This is a genomic window from Pseudomonas sp. PSB11, assembly GCF_014596605.1.
GTDB lineage: Bacteria > Pseudomonadota > Gammaproteobacteria > Pseudomonadales > Pseudomonadaceae > Aquipseudomonas > Aquipseudomonas umsongensis.
In genome coordinates this window covers 135,135-152,018 of sequence record NZ_NOIO01000017.1, presented here as the reverse complement: position 1 = coordinate 152,018, position 16,884 = coordinate 135,135, and the positions used below count along the sequence as shown (strand labels likewise).

Sequence of the window (16,884 nt, the reverse complement as noted above, 5' to 3'; positions counted from 1 at the left end):
ATTCTTTATCGGCGCTTGGGTGAAAGGAGGAGGGGCGAACTCTCCCACAGTCTGTACTGCGTCAACAGTCAGAATCGAGCCTTGTCCCTCCTCCTCCCTTCAAGTCCTACCATACAAGCGAGCCTGCTCGCGAAGATGGCGTCGCATTCGACATTGATGTAGCTAAAAGACCGCCTTCGCGAGCAGGCTCGCTCCTACAATGGATCGCGGCAGATTCCAGATGTGTCGCTACAATGCCTGCTCCCCAAGGAGCCTGCATGTCCAACCTGATCGCCGACTGGCGCGACCGCCCAACCCATCGTCGGGTCTGGGCGCTGGCTGCGCCGATGATTCTCTCGAACATTTCCGTACCGCTGGTGGCGCTGGTCGACAGCACCGTCATTGGCCATCTGCCTCACGCCCATCAACTCGGGGCCGTGGCGGTCGGGGCCAGCCTCTATACCCTCCTCGCCTGGGCCATGGGTTTTCTGCGCATGGGCTCTACCGGGTTTGCCGCCCAGGCCGCAGGGCGCGGGGATGGCGCGGCGCTGCGGCAGATTCTGTTGCAGGGCCTGCTGCTGGCCATGGGGCTGGCGGTGATGCTGGGAATCCTGGGCGTGCCGTTGAGCGGGGTTGCGTTGCACTTCATGCAACCGTCGGCGGAACTGGACCAGATGACCCGCGAGTTTTTCCACACCCGCTTGTTCGGCCTGCCGGCGGCACTGGCCAGCTATGCGCTGGTCGGCTGGTTTCTCGGCACGCAGAACGCCCGCGCGCCACTGGCGATCCTGCTGAGCACGAATCTGGTCAACATTGCCCTTAACCTGTGGTTTGTCCTTGGCCTGGAATGGGGGGTGGTGGGCGCGGCCCGGGCTTCGGTGATCGCCGAATGGACCGGCGCACTGATCGGCCTGATGATGACGCGCCAGGCCCTGCGTGCCTATCCCGGCCATATCGTCTGGGCCACCTTGGCGCTCTGGCAGAGTTGGCGACCGCTGTTGGCGGTCAACCGCGACATTTTCATCCGTAGCCTGGCGCTACAGTCGGTGTTTTTCCTGATCACCGTGCAAGGCGCCCGGCTGGGCGATGCGACCGTTGCCGCCAACGCCCTGCTGCTCAACGGCTTGCTGCTGACCGCCCACGCGCTAGACGGCCTGGCCCATGCCGTGGAGGCCCTGTGCGGACACGCCATCGGCGCTCGCGACCGCGATGCCCTGCGCCGCTCCCTGGTGGTGGCCTGCGGTTGGTCTTTGTTGGCGAGCCTGGGCTTTGCCGGCTTGTTCCTGTTTGCCGGACACCTGTTCATCCAGATGCAAACCGACATAACCAGCGTACGCGACACTGCTTTCCTGTACCTGCCCTATCTTGCAGTGCTACCGCTGATCGCCGTCTGGAGCTACCTGCTCGACGGCTTATTCATCGGCGCCACCCGCGCCAGGGAAATGCGCAACGGCATGCTGCTGACAGTGGCACTGCTGCTGCCGTTCGCCTGGGCGCTGCAGGGTTATGGCAACCATGGCTTGTGGATAACCTTTTTGCTGTTCATGTTGCTGCGCAGCCTGACGCTCGGCTTGATTGCCTGGCGCCTGCGCCAGAACGATGGCTGGTTCGCCCGCGCTCACTGAGCCGATGGCATCTATAGCATCGGCTCAGGTCGAGCCGTTCTGCCATAGCTTGCGCACACTATCGAGGCGCTCCTGTTGGGTACCGCCCGATAATGGCTGCACCAGCCAGGCGTCGGGGTATTGCAGGCGCAGCCATATCCAGCCGTCGAGCACCGGGCGTTCGCTGAAACCCAATGCCAACCCCTCTTCCAGATGGTCCCACAGACGCGTGAAATCCGCGCCCGTGGATCGATTCCAGCGCCAGGCATGGTGTTCCAGCAGGCACGTCTGCAGTTTTTCCCGCTGCCGTGGGCTCAGGTCCTCATCGACCTCAAGAGGGCGCACATCAAGCCCCGGGTTGAGCAACTGCTGCCAGCCCTGACAGCCGAGCGCGCGGTCTGCCCAGGTTCCGCCGAACCAGCGCAACTGGCTGATGGGCCCTAACCAGCGACTGAGTTCCTCGGCATCGCAGGCATCAAAAAAATAACTGGCGGTGTTCGGGTTGAAGTAACTCAACAAGGCGCGGTGATGCAGGTTGAACGAGACGCTGAGCATGCGCCGCAGATGCGCCAGCAGTGTCGACGCCGTCGCCTCGCTGAACATCAGCAACCCAGGCCAGCGCTGTCCATCGACGCGGTACAGATCGGCCAGGGCCGGGCAGCTCTGCAGATCGATGAGTACCGGCCCCTGCTCCTGCAGTGCGTGCCACTCGGTGTCTTCGAACAACCAGAACCTACCGGCACGGGCAAACGTTTCCTGCAGGGTCACGCCCACCTGCGGTGCGCCCGGCATGTCCAGTAACAACCATTGCGGGTTCGCACCGGCTGCCTGTACCGCGCTCATGCCGCACCGCTCTGGCCAAGGCGCGGTGCCGTGCGACAGATGCAGAGCGCCTGGGCGCAATGATTGAAACTGCCACCACCGGGCAGCAGGCATAGCAACATCAGGGGCTCGCCCGAACACAACCACTGTTGCACACCATCAAGCGGGCAATCTTCGAGAACGGGAGTGGCAGGATCATGCACCTCGTCTACTTCGACTCTGGCGGGGCCGTGCAGAAACCCGGTGATCAACGGTCGATCCGGATCACCTTCGGTGAAGCTCACCACCACCTCCGTGCCTTCAGCCAACCGTGGGCTGGCCGCAACGTTCAGTGGCGCAGCCAATGGCAGCCAGCAGTGGCTGGATGCCGCGCCCTCCCCCTGGTAAACCCAGTCAAACTGCACCGCCACAGGCCTGGATGGATCAGGTTGCGGCTCATCGATATCGACCACCCATGCCCGTTGCAGGCTGTGCATCCTGGGCTTCAGCGCCACCTGTGGCGTTTCAAGGGGCAATTCCCACTGCTCCGCCCGCACCGTATTGCTATAGGTCTGGCTCGCCGCCTGTTCGCCTTGATGCTCGATATGGGTCAACAACCATGGTTGATTCCATTCGGGAACCGGGTGCCCGGACAGCGGCATGAGCTGGCCGCTGCGCAGCGTTGTCAGGTCAGAACTACACTCCACGCGCCGCGCCGCGCCATCGGTACAGCGCATGACCTCGAAACGACGAACTGCCGGTTGCCCGCCCACCGCACGGAAGACCGCCGCCTCAGCGACCTGAAAATTCCCCGGCCCCTCGCCGAACACCACACAATGTCCATCCGCCCGGTGTTCGAAGTAATAGTGCAACCGCTCCTGGGCGCACAGGCGCTGAAGAAACTGCAGGTCCGATTCCCGGTACTGCGTGCAGAAATCACGGGGCGGGTAATCGCCAGCCAATTCAAGGCGTCGATCCTGATCGACAATGCCGTGCTCCCCGAGCACCTGATCAAGTATCTGCGGCACTGAGCGGCCGCTGAAAATGCGCTGGCTGTAGCGCCGGGCCAGACAGGCGAGTTTCGGCCCCAGCCGAACCTGACAGAGCCTGACCCCCAAACCATGTTCACGCTGGACCAGTTCATGCAGCTGCCCATGGATGACGTTTCCCTCCGACCCGAATAGCAAGGAGGCCGAACGGTACAGCAAGCCGGCAAGATCGAGCGTCGGGTCTTCGATCAGCAGGTCCACGTCGAACACGAAAGGCTCGCTGATGGATTCTCTACCGACAAAGGACAGAACCTCGAAGGCATTGGACAGACCTGCTACGTCCAGACGAAATGACGATTCGTTGGCTGGATCGAACATGGGCATTTCTCTACAGGAGGGACAGCCGGGGATTCTCGCCGAGAGAGATGGCCGAGTAGAGAGGCGAAGTACAACTTAGGAAAAGACCTACGCGAAAAGAGGACGAAATCCCTTGGATGGCCGATACGCGATCTTTTTCGCAGGAAAAAAGAGAAATGCCCCACCGGGTTATCTGAAATTTCCTAAGCAAAAGGTAAATTTTCAGACAACCCGATGAGCGCAGTACTTACCTCAGGAAGACAGGTAAGAGGAACGGGTCAGGCCCAGACGCAAGGCATCGAGGAACTGGGTGCGCTCGCTGGCACTGATGCGGGCACTGGCGCACTTGTCGCGGTAGTGGGTCATCAGTTCTTCTGGCGACAAGTGCACGTAGCGCAGCATGTCTTCGATGGTGTCGTGGGTCTCGATACCGGCGTGGTACACGCTGCCGTCAGCGTTCTGGTAGATGTTCACCGAGTCGGTGTCACCGAACAGGTTGTGCATGTCGCCGAGGATTTCCTGGTAGGCGCCGACCAGGAACACACCCAACAGGTAGTCCTCGCCTTCGTTCAAGGCGTGCACCGGCAAGCTGGTTTCGATGCTCTGCTCGTCGACGTATTGATTGATCTTGCCGTCGGAGTCGCAGGTCAGGTCCTGCAGTACCGCGCGACGCAGGGGCTCTTCGTCCAGGCGATGCAACGGGATGATCGGCAGTACCTGGTCGATGGCCCAGGTGTCCGGCAGGCTCTGGAACACCGAGAAGTTGCAGATGTATTTGTCGGCCAGCTTGTCGTTGAGCTCGTCGAGCACCTGGCGATGGGAACGCTGGCGTGCCTTCAACGAGTTGTGCAGGCGACGGCATACAGCGAAGTAGCACTGTTCGGCCAGGGCTTTTTCGGCCAGGGTCAGTTTGCCGTCGGCGTACTGGGCGGCGACATCGCTCATGTAGTGTGTGGCGCGCCAGTAGGTTTCGGTGACCATCTCGATGTCGGTCGGGCCCAGCAGGTCCACCAGCCACTGCACGGTTTCCGGCAGTGCTTCCTTGTTCTCGATCTGTGGCACGTCGTCGTTGTGCTTCTCGACGTCCGTCACCTGGATCACCAGCATGGCGTGGTGGGCGGTCAGGGAGCGGCCGCTTTCGGAGAAAATATTCGGGTGCGGCAGGCTCTGCGCGTCGCAGAATTCCTTGAGCATGCCGACCACGACACCGGCGTAATCGTCCATGTCGTAGTTGATCGAGCTGGCGTTACGCGAGTGCGTACCGTCGTAGTCCACGCCCAGGCCACCACCGACGTCGATGTGATCCACTGGCAGGCCGAGGTTACGCAATTCGCCGTAGTAACGGATCGCTTCCTTGAAGCCATGTTGGTAGTCGGCCAGGTTGGCAATCTGCGAGCCCATGTGGAAATGCAGCAGGCGGATGCCCTGGTCCAGGCCCGCGGCGCGGAAACGCTCGACCACCGACAGCAATTGCGCCGCCGACAGGCCGAACTTGGATTTCTCGCCACCGGTGTCTGCCCACTTGGACGAGGCCAGGGACGACAGGCGCACCCGCAGGCCAACCTGTGGCTTGACCTTGAGCGAGGCGGCTTCTTCGATCACCAGGCCGACTTCGGATTCTTTCTCGATCACGATGAACACGTTGTGGCCGAGCTTCTGGCCCATCAGCGCCAGACGGATAAACTCGCGGTCCTTGTAGCCGTTGCAAACGATGGTGCCGCCCTTCGGCGCCAGCGCCAGCACCGCCAGCAGCTCAGGCTTGGAGCCGGCTTCCAGGCCGATGGAGACGTTCTGGGTGGCGATGATGTTCTCGATCACCGCTTCCTGCTGGTTGACCTTGATAGGGTACAGCGCGGTGTACTTGCTCTGGTATTCCAGGCGCTCGATGTTGGCGTCGAACGCACCGGTGAGCTGACGCACGCGGTCTTGCAGGATGTCCGGGAACCGAACCAGCAATGGCAAGGACAGGCCGCTCTTGCGCAACTGGTCGACTTGCTCGAACAGATCGATTGGTGAACTGCTCGGACCGTTGGGACGAACTTCGACGCGACCGGCGTCATTGATCGCGAAATACCCGGCCCCCCAATGGCGAATCCCGTAAACACTGCGGCTGTCCGCAACTGTCCATTGGCTGCCATCGTCTTTGCGTGTGCGTCTTACGGACATTGAAGTCCCCTATAAAGAAGTCATAGTGCGTCGCCTGATGTCAGGCCGGCGCAGTCTAAAGAATGAAAATGACGGTTCGTCAACGAAGGGATAGACCTCGCCGACCGCAGTGAGTTTAGAAACCGGTCATGAACAGGCTCTGTGAAAACCATGGTGACGACGCCAGGCCTGCAGTCAGGCAGGTCTGGATCAAGCCGCGGGTGGTTTTCACAGAGGCTGCTAGCCGCCGGACTTCTTTGCCTTGAATCCGTGCTTGATCAGTTCTGCCAAGAGTAGCTCGACATGATCGCCCTGGATTTCAATGATCCCGTCTTTCAACGCTCCACCGGTACCACAGCGTTTTTTCAACGTGGTCGCCAGTTCCTTGAGTGCGTCTTCGGCCAAGGGCACGCCGGTGATGGTGGTCACCGTCTTGCCGCCACGACCCTTGCTTTCGCGACGCACGCGAGCAATGCCGTCGCCGGCCGGGATAACGGTCTGTTTGCAGATGCAGGCGTCTACCGGTTTACTGCATTCCGGGCAATGACGACCTGCGTCGGTGGAAAATACCAGGCCACCAAGGGCGGCGAAGGATGCGGCTTTTTTGGCCACCGGCAATCCTCTTGGGAGGACAAAGACTGGTCGCGGCAACCTGGGCAGGTGCCATCGACCGCGAAGCCCCACTCAGGCAGGGGCAGCGCTACTGAAACGGTAAGCTTCCTTGTAGGAGCTGACGAGTGCAACGAGGCTGCGATCTTTTGATGTTGAATTAAAAGCAACGTCAAAAGATCGCAGCCTGCGGCAGCTCCTACAAACAGCAATACCGGTTCAGTTTGAAAAGGTCGCGCAGTGTAACGGCAAAAACGCCGATTGCTAAGAGCCAATCGGCGCCAATTTATGCCTCTTTTGCGACGTCTTCGCCACGGGCACGGAGATAGCGTTTCAATGCCGCCAAAGAGTCCGGGCAGTAAGGCTTTTGCTTGATATCCCGTAGCACCTGCTCGATGGGCATGAAGCACGCCTCCAGCACCTCTTCCGGCTGCAGGATCAGCGGGCCGTCCCACACTGCCGAAAAGGCCGAACACCAGAGCCGATTGCCCGTGTCCTCGAAGAAAAAATGATCATGAACGGTCAACTCCACCCCGCTCACCCCCAGCTCCTCTTCCAGTTCCCGGGCGGCCGACTCGGCATAGGTTTCGCTGGCGAGCACCATGCCGCCCGCCGCCACGTCCCAGTAACCTGGATAGATCGCCTTGCTCAACGTGCGCCGGTGTACACAGAGCTCACCGGCGGAGTTGAACAACATAATGTAGGTACCGCGCCCGATAAGCCCGCGCTCGCGCAAGTCGGACCGGACCAGGGCGCCGAGCAGATTGTCCTGCTCGTCGACCCAGGCGATCTCTTCGGCATCCGAGGCCGCCCGATGGGCGGCCTCGCGCAGGTTGTCGATGGAGCTATCGGCCATGGCTCAGCCCTGATTCAACAGTTGACGCAAATCGATCACCGCGGCGTTGGCCCGCGAGATGTAGTTAGCCATCACCAGCGAGTGGTTGGCCAGCACGCCGAAACCGCTGCCATTGAGGATCATCGGGCTCCAGACCGCTTCCTGCGACGCTTCCAGTTCCCGAATGATCTGGCGCACGCTGACCGTGGCATTCTTCTTGGCCAGGACATCGGCGAAGTCCACTTCAATGGCACGCAGCAAATGCGACAACGCCCAGGCCTGGCCACGGGCTTCGTAAAACACGTTGTCGATCTGCAGCCACGGGGTTTCGACGATCTCTTCATCAACCTGCGGCACCTGTCCAGGGGCCACCACTTCGGTCTTCAGCGCAGTGTTGAGCTTGACCCGGCCAACACTGGCCGACAGGCGTTGCGACAGCGAACCCAGGCGGGTACCGACATCACCCAGCCAGTTGTTCAGGTTATCGGCACGGGCAAAGAACAGAGCGCTCTTCTGGTTCGGATCGGACAGGCGAGTCTGATAGCGAGTCAGGGAGTTGATGCCTTCCTGGAACTCAGACTCACTGGATGGCAGCACCCAGCTTTTATTATCGAAGTTGAAGCGCGGCTCGGCCTTGGCCAGGTCGGCATCTTCAGTGGACTGCGATTGCGAACGGGCGAAGTCTTTGCGCAGCGCCCGGCTCAGATCGCGCACCTGCACCAGCACGCCGTATTCCCAGCTTGGCATGTTGTCCATCCACAGGCCTGGCGGCAGGCGGTCGTTGGAAATATAGCCGCCCGGTTTGTTCAGCAGGGTCCCGGCGACACTCTTGAGGGTTTCCACCGTGGTGTAGCCGACCACCATCTGCTTGCCGTCTCTTTCAGCGGCCAACTGCGCATTCTGCTGCACCGGAAACAGGGCAGGTTCCGCGCTCCAGTACCAACCCAGAGCAATCGTCACCAGCAGGTAGATGCCAATCAACGTGGCCAGCGCCCGGCTGAACACCAGGCCGCCCAAATAACTGCGGGTGGCCGACTTCGGTTCAGCGGCACGTTCAGGCGCGCTACCGGCGCGGTTCTTCCAGTCCAGCATGGCGATATCCTTTCAATTACTTGAGTTCATCGATTCGACCACAACCATACAACAACGTGCCTTTTCCCGGCACCCGCCGTTGGCTTTACAGCGAAATTTATCTCACTACGACTAAGGGAATCCCCTAGCCCGCCAAGACTGGAAATTTTTCCGGTTTCCAGCAACGAACCATCGGTCACTGCAACCCTGAGTACTGGGGGCCAAGGACCTCAGGATCGGACTCGAGGCTGACCAGCCCCCGCACTACCGGGACCTTCGCAAGAACCGGCAGGCAATTGACGACTGATTGGTCAGAAACTGAATGGGTGGGTGTCACAGATTATTAACGTACAACACTCATGTAATGGAAAAGAGATGCTAGCATAGAGCCACCAGTCGTCCTCAGCGTACCCCCTAACCAGTAGTCAGGATATGACCGAGCCAGAAGACCCCAGCCGCGAGCGCCTCAAGCATCACTTTGCCCAGCGGGTAATTCATCAAGCACGTCAGATTCTTGAGATATGGCAACGCCTGCAACGCAATGAATGGTCGACCCAGGAACTGGCGGAACTGAGCGAGGCCAACCTGCGCCTGTTGCGCTTCGCCGAACGCTTCGAACAACCGGAACATTCGCAACTGGCGCGCCAGATCGGCTTGTCGCTGGAGGCTGTCGACGCCAATCGCGGACGCCTCAGCAGCAGCCTGATCAGCGACCTCAATCGACTGATGCAACGCCTGTCGCGCACCGGCCTGCGCCATGGCGATCAGCTGGACCAAACGTTCCTGCCGCCCTTGCGCAAACCCGTCTATGTGATGCTGCAGGATCATGACCGTGCCGAGCGACTGGCCAAGCAGCTGGAGTTTTTCGGGCTCAGTGCCCAGTCCCTGGAGAGTGTGCCGGCATTCCGCTCATCAATGGTCGAGCGCCTACCGGCCGCCATCGTCATGGACGTTGACTTCAGCGGCCCTGGCGTAGGCTTGAAATTGGCGGCCGAAGCCCAGGAAGGTCTCGACCAGCGTTTGCCGCTGCTGTTTTTCAGCCTGCATGAAACCGACACCCCGACCCGCCTTGCCGCTGTGCGCGCCGGCGGCCAGGAGTTCCTCACCGGCACCCTTGAAGCGTCGAGCCTGCTGGAAAAAATTGAAGTACTGACCTGCGTCGCCCAGTACGAGCCCTATAAAGTGCTGATCATCGACGACTCGCGCGCCCAAGCCTTGCACACCGAGCGCCTGCTCAACAGCGCCGGGATCATCACCCGGACACTGATCGAGCCGATCCAGGCCATGGCCGAACTGGCGGACTTTCAACCGGACCTGATCATCCTCGACATGTACATGCCGGCCTGCACCGGTACGGAACTGGCCAAGGTGATCCGCCATAACGACCGCTACGTCAGCGTACCGATCATTTACCTGTCGGCCGAGGACGACCTGGACAAGCAACTCGATGCCATGAGCGAGGGCGGCGACGACTTCCTGACCAAACCCATCAAGCCCCGGCACCTGATCACCACCGTGCGTAACCGGGCGGCACGGGCACGCAACCTCAAGGCGCGGATGGTGCGTGACAGCCTCACCGGCCTGTACAACCACACGCACATCCTGCAATTGCTCGAAGACTGCAGCTTTCGCGCTCGCCGCGAGGGCAAGCCGCTGAGCTTTGCGATGCTCGACATCGACCACTTCAAACGCGTCAACGACAGCCACGGCCACCCCATGGGCGACCGGGTGATCAAGAGCCTCGCGCTGTTCCTCAAACAGCGCTTGCGCAAGACTGACTTCATTGGCCGTTACGGTGGCGAAGAGTTCGCGATTGTCATGCCCGATACCGACCTTGAAGCCGCCGTCAAAGTGCTCGATGACATCCGCAAGCGTTTTGCCGAGATTCATTATCCCGCGCAACCCCAGGACCTGTGGTGCACGTTCAGCGCCGGCGTGGTGGACCTCGGCGAACACTCCGACAGCCTGTTGATGGCCAGCCAGGCGGACGAGGCGCTGTACCGTGCCAAAGGCGCGGGGCGCAACCGGGTGCAGGCCTTCCGGGCATCAAAGCAAAGTGCCACCTTTTCATCGGAACAGACCGAGACAGTCATAACCCTGTAACAGAAACGCAATAACTTCAGGCACTTACCATTCTGCCGTTGGTAGTCCTTGATGCGCCTGAAACTGCTGACCAATCTCAATACCCTTCTTTTAGTTGCCGTGTGCGTGGCGCTTGGTGCCACACTCTGGTGGTCGCAAAAAGCCCTCGAACGCCCTTATCTATTAATGGAGCGCTACCTGGGCTTGTCCCAGCAATTCCAGAGTGACGTGGCGCGCAACATCGAGGATTACCTCGCCAGTGGCGATGCGCTGCGCTTGAGCGGCGCCAGCCAGGCCATCGAGAAACTGCACAAGGAACTCGGCGAATTGCCACCGGCCTTGGCTGAAACCTTGCAGCCGAGCCTGACGAACCTGGATGAATTCAGCAAAACCGATCTGCTGGCCGCCGGCAAGCTCGCCGGTGACCCACAGGCCCTGCTCCTGCAAGCCGAACGCGAGCTGGGGGCCAGTCTTGACCAACTCAGCCAGTACGCCAGTGGCAACGCGAGCTACCTGACTCCGCTGCTCAGCGCCTCCCAGCACCTGGGCAAACTGTCACTGGCCCGGGACAAATTGGTCAGCAGCGGCCGCAGCGAACTGGCCGCCGATGTCGAGCGCGAAATCACCAACATCCGCGTACAGGCCGAACAGCTGGATGCCCTGCCGTTATTGGGCGTGGCGGCCAGCAGTGAATCGAACACCGATGATTTCGCCGCGATGATGGGCCTGGAGAACACCGAGAAAGCCGCTGCCGAAGACGCCGGCGTGGGGATCAAGCGTGAGCTCAACAGCCTGCTCGGCCGCTACCCTGCGGAACTTTCGCGCACCCGCGAGCAAATCCACAAACGCGCCGAACTCAGTGCCGCAACGCACCTGAAAATCGCCGCCGTGCAACAAGCCATCGCCGGGCTGGAGCCGGTAGTACGCGCCCAACACGGGGAGATCCAGAGTGAGGTGCGCTTGATGCAAGGGGTAATGATCGGCTTGATTCTGTTGATCGCCCTGCTGATCGACACCCTGCAACGACGCCTGGCCCGGACCCTGACCAATCTCGCACCGGCCTTGTCGACCTGGGCGGAAGGCGACTTCAGCCGGGACATCCAACTGGGTAACACCAATCGCGAACTGCATGACATCGAAGCCTCGCTCAACCGCTTGCGCGCCTACCTGGTGGACCTGGTGGGGACCATTCGTCGCAACGCCGAACAGGTCGCCGGCAGCAGTCGAACCCTGGCGGACCTGAGCAATGATCTGCACAGCGGTGCCGAACACCAGGCCGGCGACACGGCAATGATTCGCGACTCCCTTGGCGAACTGGAGGCGACCATCCAGCAAGTCGCCGGCGACGCCAGCCAGGCCGCCGAGGCCAGTCGTCATGCTGGCCAGGCGGTCGAACATGGCCAGAAAGTCATAGGCCTGAGTCTTACCGGCCTGCATGCGCTGGTGGGAGAAGTACAGGGCAATGCGCAGATGATCGAGCACCTGGCCGAAGAGTCCGCGACCATCGGTGGCGTGCTGACGGTGATCCGCTCGATTGCCGACCAGACGAATCTGCTGGCGTTGAACGCCGCCATCGAAGCGGCCCGGGCCGGTGAGATGGGCCGTGGCTTTGCCGTAGTGGCCGAAGAAGTGCGCTCGCTGGCACAACGCACCGCCGGGGCCACGGCCGAGATCCAGAACCTTATCGCCGGCCTGCAAACCGCGGCGCGCCAATCGGTCGAAGGCATGCGAGCGCAGGTCGAACATGCCGAAGCCACCGCCAACCAGGCGCAGGCGGCGGACGGTGCGCTGGATAGAATCGTCGGGGCAATCCAGACCATTTCCGATACCGCGGTACGCATCGCCGATGTCACAGCCCAGCAAAGCTGTGCCGTCAGTGAGATCCGCGATCACAGTGAGCGAATTCACCAGTTGGGTGGGGACAACCTGCTGCGTATCGGCCAAGGGCGTGAGCAGGGGGAGAATCTGTTGGTGTTGGGTGGACGACTGCATACAGCCGTTCAGGCCTTCCGCGTCTGACCTATCGCCTTCGCGAGCAAGCCCGCTCTCACAGAGATAGCGCATGACCCTGTGGGAGCGGGCTTGCTCGCGAAGGCGTCAGACCATTCACCACGAATCTCCCCGCCTGCACACCCAGCGACTGTCCGCTATCATCCCCCCAATTCCGATACGCGAGATCGTCATGCGCCGTTTGCTTTGCCTGCTGCTTTTAGTACTCGCCCTGCCGGCCACCGCCGCCGGTTTGCTGGAGAGTCGCCCCAGTTCGACCCTGGGCTCGATCAATAACAGTGCCGATTTCCTGCCGGTGCGCGAAGCCTTTCAGTTGAGCCTGGTAGAAAGCACGCCGCAATCGATCAAACTGCGCTTCGTCGCCACCGAGGGTTATTACCTTTACCGGCATCGTTTCCAGTTCCGCGCCGACCCGGCCGATGTCACCCTCGGCCCGGCGCAAATGCCCAAGGGCGAACAAAAGCACGATGAGTACTTCGGCGATGTCGAGGTCTACCACGGCGTACTCGATGTAGAACTGCCGCGCACCGATCAACGCGCCTTCACGTTGGTCGTGACCTACCAGGGCTGCGCCGACAAAGGCCTGTGCTATCCACCGGAAACCGAGCGCCTGGGCATCGACGGTAACGGCCCGGCGACAACCCACGCCTGGAACTGGCGCGAGCTGGCACTGTTTTTCCTGGCGGGCCTGGGCCTGACTTTTACCCCGTGCGTGCTGCCAATGCTGCCAATCCTTTCCGGCGTGGTGTTGCGTGGCCAGGTCGGCGGCTGGCGTGGTTTCAACCTGTCGTTGGCCTATGTACTGCCGATGGCTGCCTGCTTTGCATTGTTGGGCGCGCTCATGGGTTTGTTCGGCGCCCAACTGAATCTGCAGGCACGCCTGCAATCGGCCTGGGTGCTGGTGCCGTTCGCGATGTTTTTTGCGCTGTTTGCCCTGGCGATGTTTGGCGTTTTCGAACTCAAGTTGCCGCACGCCATCAGCAGTCGGCTGGACCGCATTGCCGGACGCACCGAAGGCGGTTCGCTGTGGGGCGCCGCGGTATTGGGCGTGGTTTCCAGCCTGTTGGTTTCGCCCTGTGTTTCCGCGCCGTTGGCCGGTGCACTGCTGTATATCAGCGCCAGCGGCGATGCGTTGGGCGGCGGCCTGAAACTGTTCATGCTCGGCCTGGGCATGGGCGCACCGCTTTTGCTGGTGGCCACCGGTGGTGCCGCCTGGTTGCCGAAAAGCGGACCGTGGCTGATCTACGTGAAAAACGCGATTGGCGTGTTGTTGCTGGGCCTGGCGATTGCCCTGCTCAGCCGAGTGTTGCCAGGGCAAATCACCTTGCTGCTGATCGGCCTGTTGGCCGCTGGCGTCGGGTTGTTCCTCGGGGCACTGGAGTTCGTCTACAAGCCGCCGCGAAAACGCCTGGGCCAATTGCTCGGAATGTTCCTGCTGTTTTATGCGCTGGCCTGTTGGTACGGCGGTTTTAGCGGCCAGACCGATCCGTTCAACCCAATCGGCCAGTCGTCCGTGGTGGTTGGCGAGGTGCCCACGCAAAAAACCAGCGCCTGGCAAACCGTCAGCACCGCGACAGACCTCGACCGGGTGCTCGCCGAAGCCCGGGCGTCCGGCACGCCGGTACTGCTCGACTGGTACGCCGACTGGTGCATCAGCTGCAAAGTCATCGAACACCAGGTGCTTGACGATGCGATCGTCGTCGAACGCCTGAAGGGTTATCGGCTGATCCGCTTTGACATCACCGCCAGCAACGCCGAACAACGCGCCCTCCTCGACCGCTACCAACTGTTCGGCCCTCCAGCCTTGATGTTTTTCGGCAAGGACGGTGTCGAACGAGTCGATGTGCGGGTCATCGGCGAGATCACTGCCAGGGATTTCGCCGATCGTGTCACCAAGGCGAATGACCGGATTTAATCAGGCAGTCATATATCTCGCGCAAACATCGGTCATCGTGCTGCCTATTGCAGAGAACTGGACAGTCACAAAGGCTTTGCGGCATAGTCGCCGGGTTCTGACAAATGCACACGGATAACCAAGGAACAGCCGATGGCGACGCTACTTGTATTGCACGGACCCAACCTGAACCTGCTCGGCACCCGCGAACCGGGCACCTATGGCGCTACCACGCTGGCGCAGATCAACCAGGACCTGGAACGCCGCGCCCGCGAAGCCGGCCATCATTTGCTGCACCTGCAAAGCAATGCCGAGTACGAATTGATCGACCGCATCCATGCTGCCCGCAGCGAAGGCGTGGACTTCATTCTGATCAATCCAGCAGCTTTTACGCATACAAGTGTCGCATTACGTGACGCGCTGCTGGCGGTGAGCATCCCATTCATCGAAGTGCATTTGTCTAACGTGCATAAACGCGAACCTTTCCGCCATCACTCCTACTTCTCCGACGTAGCGGTGGGAGTGATCTGCGGCCTTGGCGCCAGCGGTTACCGACTGGCCCTGGAGGCCGCCCTAGAGCAGCTTGAAAGACCGGCAACAGCTTGAACAACAAGCCTTAAACGCCCCTGACCGACCCTTGGGAGTTGATGATTCATGGATATCCGTAAAGTTAAGAAACTGATCGAATTGCTGGAAGAGTCCGGCATCGACGAGCTCGAGATCAAGGAAGGCGAAGAGTCCGTACGCATCAGCCGTCATAGCAAGACCCCGGCCCAGCAGTACTACGCACCGGCGCCTATGCCTGCTCCGGCTGCCGCGCCTGTCGCTGCCGCCGCTCCGGCTGCCGCTGCCGCACCTGCGGCGGCCGCCGCGCCAGCACTGAACGGCACCGTTGCCCGTTCGCCGATGGTCGGTACGTTCTACCGCAAGTCTTCGCCAACCTCGCCGTCCTTCGTGGAAGTCGGCCAGACCGTGAAGAAAGGCGACACCCTGTGCATCGTTGAAGCCATGAAGATGATGAACCACATCGAAGCTGAAACCAGCGGTGTGATCGAATCCATCCTCGTCGAAGACGGCCAGCCGGTTGAGTACGACCAACCGCTGTTCACCATCGTTTGAACCGCGGAGCGCCTTTGATGACTGCGAAGTTGGAAAAAGTTCTGATCGCCAACCGCGGTGAGATTGCACTGCGGATTCTGCGCGCCTGCAAAGAGATGGGCATCAAGACCGTCGCCGTTTATTCCAAGGCGGACAAGGAACTGATGCACCTGGGCCTGGCAGACGAATCCGTCTGCATCGGTCCGGCATCGGCGGCCCACTCTTACCTGCACATCCCGGCCATCATCGCCGCGGCCGAAGTGACTGGCGCCACCGCCATTCACCCAGGCTACGGTTTCCTTGCGGAAAACGCTGATTTTGCTGAACAGGTCGAGAACTCCGGCTTCGCCTTCATCGGCCCGAAAGCTGAAACCATCCGCCTGATGGGCGACAAGGTTTCGGCCAAGCACGCGATGATCGCCGCCGGCGTACCGACCGTTCCAGGTTCCGACGGCCCGCTGCCGGAAGACGAAGAAACGGCCCTGCGCATTGGTCGCGAAGTCGGTTATCCGGTGATCATCAAGGCCGCTGGCGGCGGCGGTGGTCGCGGCATGCGCGTGGTACACAAGGAAGAAGACCTGATTTCCTCGGCGAAACTGACCCGCTCCGAAGCGGGCGCAGCGTTCGGCAACCCGATGGTCTACCTGGAAAAGTTCCTGACCAACCCGCGTCACGTGGAGGTTCAGGTTCTGTCCGATGGCCAGGGCCAGGCTATCCATCTGGGCGACCGCGACTGCTCGCTGCAACGCCGCCACCAGAAGGTGCTTGAAGAGGCGCCGGCACCGGGCATCGACGAACAGGCTCGCCAGGAAGTTCTCGCCCGCTGCGTCAAGGCGTGCATCGACATCGGTTACCGTGGTGCAGGCACTTTCGAGTTCCTGTACGAGAACGGCCGCTTCTACTTCATCGAGATGAACACTCGTGTCCAGGTAGAGCACCCGGTTTCGGAAATGGTCACCGGCATCGACATCGTCAAGGAGATGCTCAGCATCGCCGCCGGCAACAAGCTGTCGTTCACCCAGGATGACGTGGTCATCCGCGGTCACGCACTGGAATGCCGGATCAACGCCGAAGACCCGAAGACCTTCATGCCAAGCCCTGGCACGGTCAAGCATTTCCACGCACCAGGCGGCAACGGCGTTCGCGTCGATTCGCACCTGTACAGTGGTTATGCCGTTCCGCCGAACTACGATTCGTTGATCGGCAAGCTGATCACCTACGGCGCAACCCGTGACGAAGCCATGGCGCGCATGCGCAATGCGCTGGACGAGATCGTGGTCGACGGGATCAAGACCAACATCCCGCTGCACCGCGACCTGACCCGCGATGCTGGTTTCTGCGAAGGGGGCGTGAACATTCACTACCTCGAGCACAAGCTGGCTGGCGAGAAGCACTAAGCTTCGACCCGAT

General features: G+C 60.9%; 12 protein-coding genes and 1 pseudogene. 7 read left to right on the top strand and 6 right to left on the bottom strand.

The window, feature by feature from the left end; genetic code table 11:
• Positions 1-257 precede the first annotated feature (257 nt).
• Positions 258-1,604, top strand: a complete 1,347-nt coding sequence (locus tag CGA21_RS19595; protein ID WP_188264838.1) for an MATE family efflux transporter — start codon at positions 258-260, stop codon at positions 1,602-1,604.
• Positions 1,605-1,628: 24 nt separating this feature from the next.
• Here CGA21_RS19595 and CGA21_RS19590 read toward each other — a convergent pair whose 3' ends face one another.
• The 6 genes from CGA21_RS19590 to CGA21_RS19565 all read right to left on the bottom strand — a co-directional run bounded on the left by CGA21_RS19590 (position 1,629) and on the right by CGA21_RS19565 (position 8,411).
• Positions 1,629-2,426: a DUF4123 domain-containing protein gene (locus CGA21_RS19590; RefSeq protein ID WP_188264837.1), complete on the bottom strand. Its 798-nt coding sequence runs from the start codon at positions 2,424-2,426 to the stop codon at positions 1,629-1,631.
• Positions 2,423-3,751 (bottom strand): type VI secretion system Vgr family protein, encoded by a 1,329-nt coding sequence (locus tag CGA21_RS19585; protein WP_188264836.1) that lies wholly within the window; start codon positions 3,749-3,751, stop codon positions 2,423-2,425. The genes CGA21_RS19590 and CGA21_RS19585 overlap by 4 nt, the downstream gene beginning before the upstream one ends.
• 231 nt (positions 3,752-3,982) lie before the next feature.
• Positions 3,983-5,896 carry an arginine decarboxylase gene (speA, locus tag CGA21_RS19580; RefSeq protein ID WP_020797549.1) on the bottom strand — a complete coding sequence of 638 codons (1,914 nt, stop codon included), beginning with the start codon at positions 5,894-5,896 and terminating at the stop codon, positions 3,983-3,985.
• A 219-nt stretch (positions 5,897-6,115) separates the two neighbouring features.
• A complete protein-coding gene (locus CGA21_RS19575; protein WP_007914613.1) occupies positions 6,116-6,487 on the bottom strand; it encodes a translation initiation factor Sui1 in 372 nt (123 codons plus the stop codon).
• Positions 6,488-6,770: 283 nt separating this feature from the next.
• Positions 6,771-7,340 (bottom strand): NUDIX hydrolase, encoded by a 570-nt coding sequence (locus tag CGA21_RS19570; RefSeq protein ID WP_188264835.1) that lies wholly within the window; start codon positions 7,338-7,340, stop codon positions 6,771-6,773.
• Positions 7,341-7,343: 3 nt separating this feature from the next.
• Positions 7,344-8,411, bottom strand: a complete 1,068-nt coding sequence (locus CGA21_RS19565) for a DUF2333 family protein (protein WP_008058805.1) — start codon at positions 8,409-8,411, stop codon at positions 7,344-7,346.
• A gap of 411 nt (positions 8,412-8,822) precedes the next feature.
• Here CGA21_RS19565 and CGA21_RS19560 point away from each other — a divergent pair, with 411 nt between their 5' ends.
• From CGA21_RS19560 to accC, 6 genes and pseudogenes are all read left to right on the top strand, one after another.
• Positions 8,823-10,493: a PleD family two-component system response regulator gene (locus tag CGA21_RS19560; RefSeq protein WP_110753247.1), complete on the top strand. Its 1,671-nt coding sequence runs from the start codon at positions 8,823-8,825 to the stop codon at positions 10,491-10,493.
• A gap of 1,491 nt (positions 10,494-11,984) precedes the next feature.
• Positions 11,985-12,491 (top strand): annotated as a pseudogene (locus tag CGA21_RS30445) (methyl-accepting chemotaxis protein); the annotation flags it as partial.
• A gap of 163 nt (positions 12,492-12,654) precedes the next feature.
• Complete coding sequence (locus CGA21_RS19550) at positions 12,655-14,397, top strand: protein-disulfide reductase DsbD (RefSeq protein WP_110753249.1); 1,743 nt, start codon at positions 12,655-12,657, stop codon at positions 14,395-14,397.
• Between the two features lie 132 nt (positions 14,398-14,529).
• Positions 14,530-14,982: a type II 3-dehydroquinate dehydratase gene (aroQ, locus tag CGA21_RS19545; protein ID WP_020797556.1), complete on the top strand. Its 453-nt coding sequence runs from the start codon at positions 14,530-14,532 to the stop codon at positions 14,980-14,982.
• Positions 14,983-15,030: 48 nt separating this feature from the next.
• Entirely contained in the window at positions 15,031-15,495 is a 465-nt protein-coding gene (gene accB / locus CGA21_RS19540; protein ID WP_007971363.1) for an acetyl-CoA carboxylase biotin carboxyl carrier protein, read from the top strand.
• A gap of 17 nt (positions 15,496-15,512) precedes the next feature.
• The gene (gene accC, locus CGA21_RS19535) at positions 15,513-16,871 is read left to right on the top strand and encodes an acetyl-CoA carboxylase biotin carboxylase subunit (RefSeq protein WP_020797557.1); all 1,359 of its coding nucleotides are present in this window, start codon (positions 15,513-15,515) and stop codon (positions 16,869-16,871) included.
• The last annotated feature ends 13 nt before the right edge of the window (positions 16,872-16,884 follow it).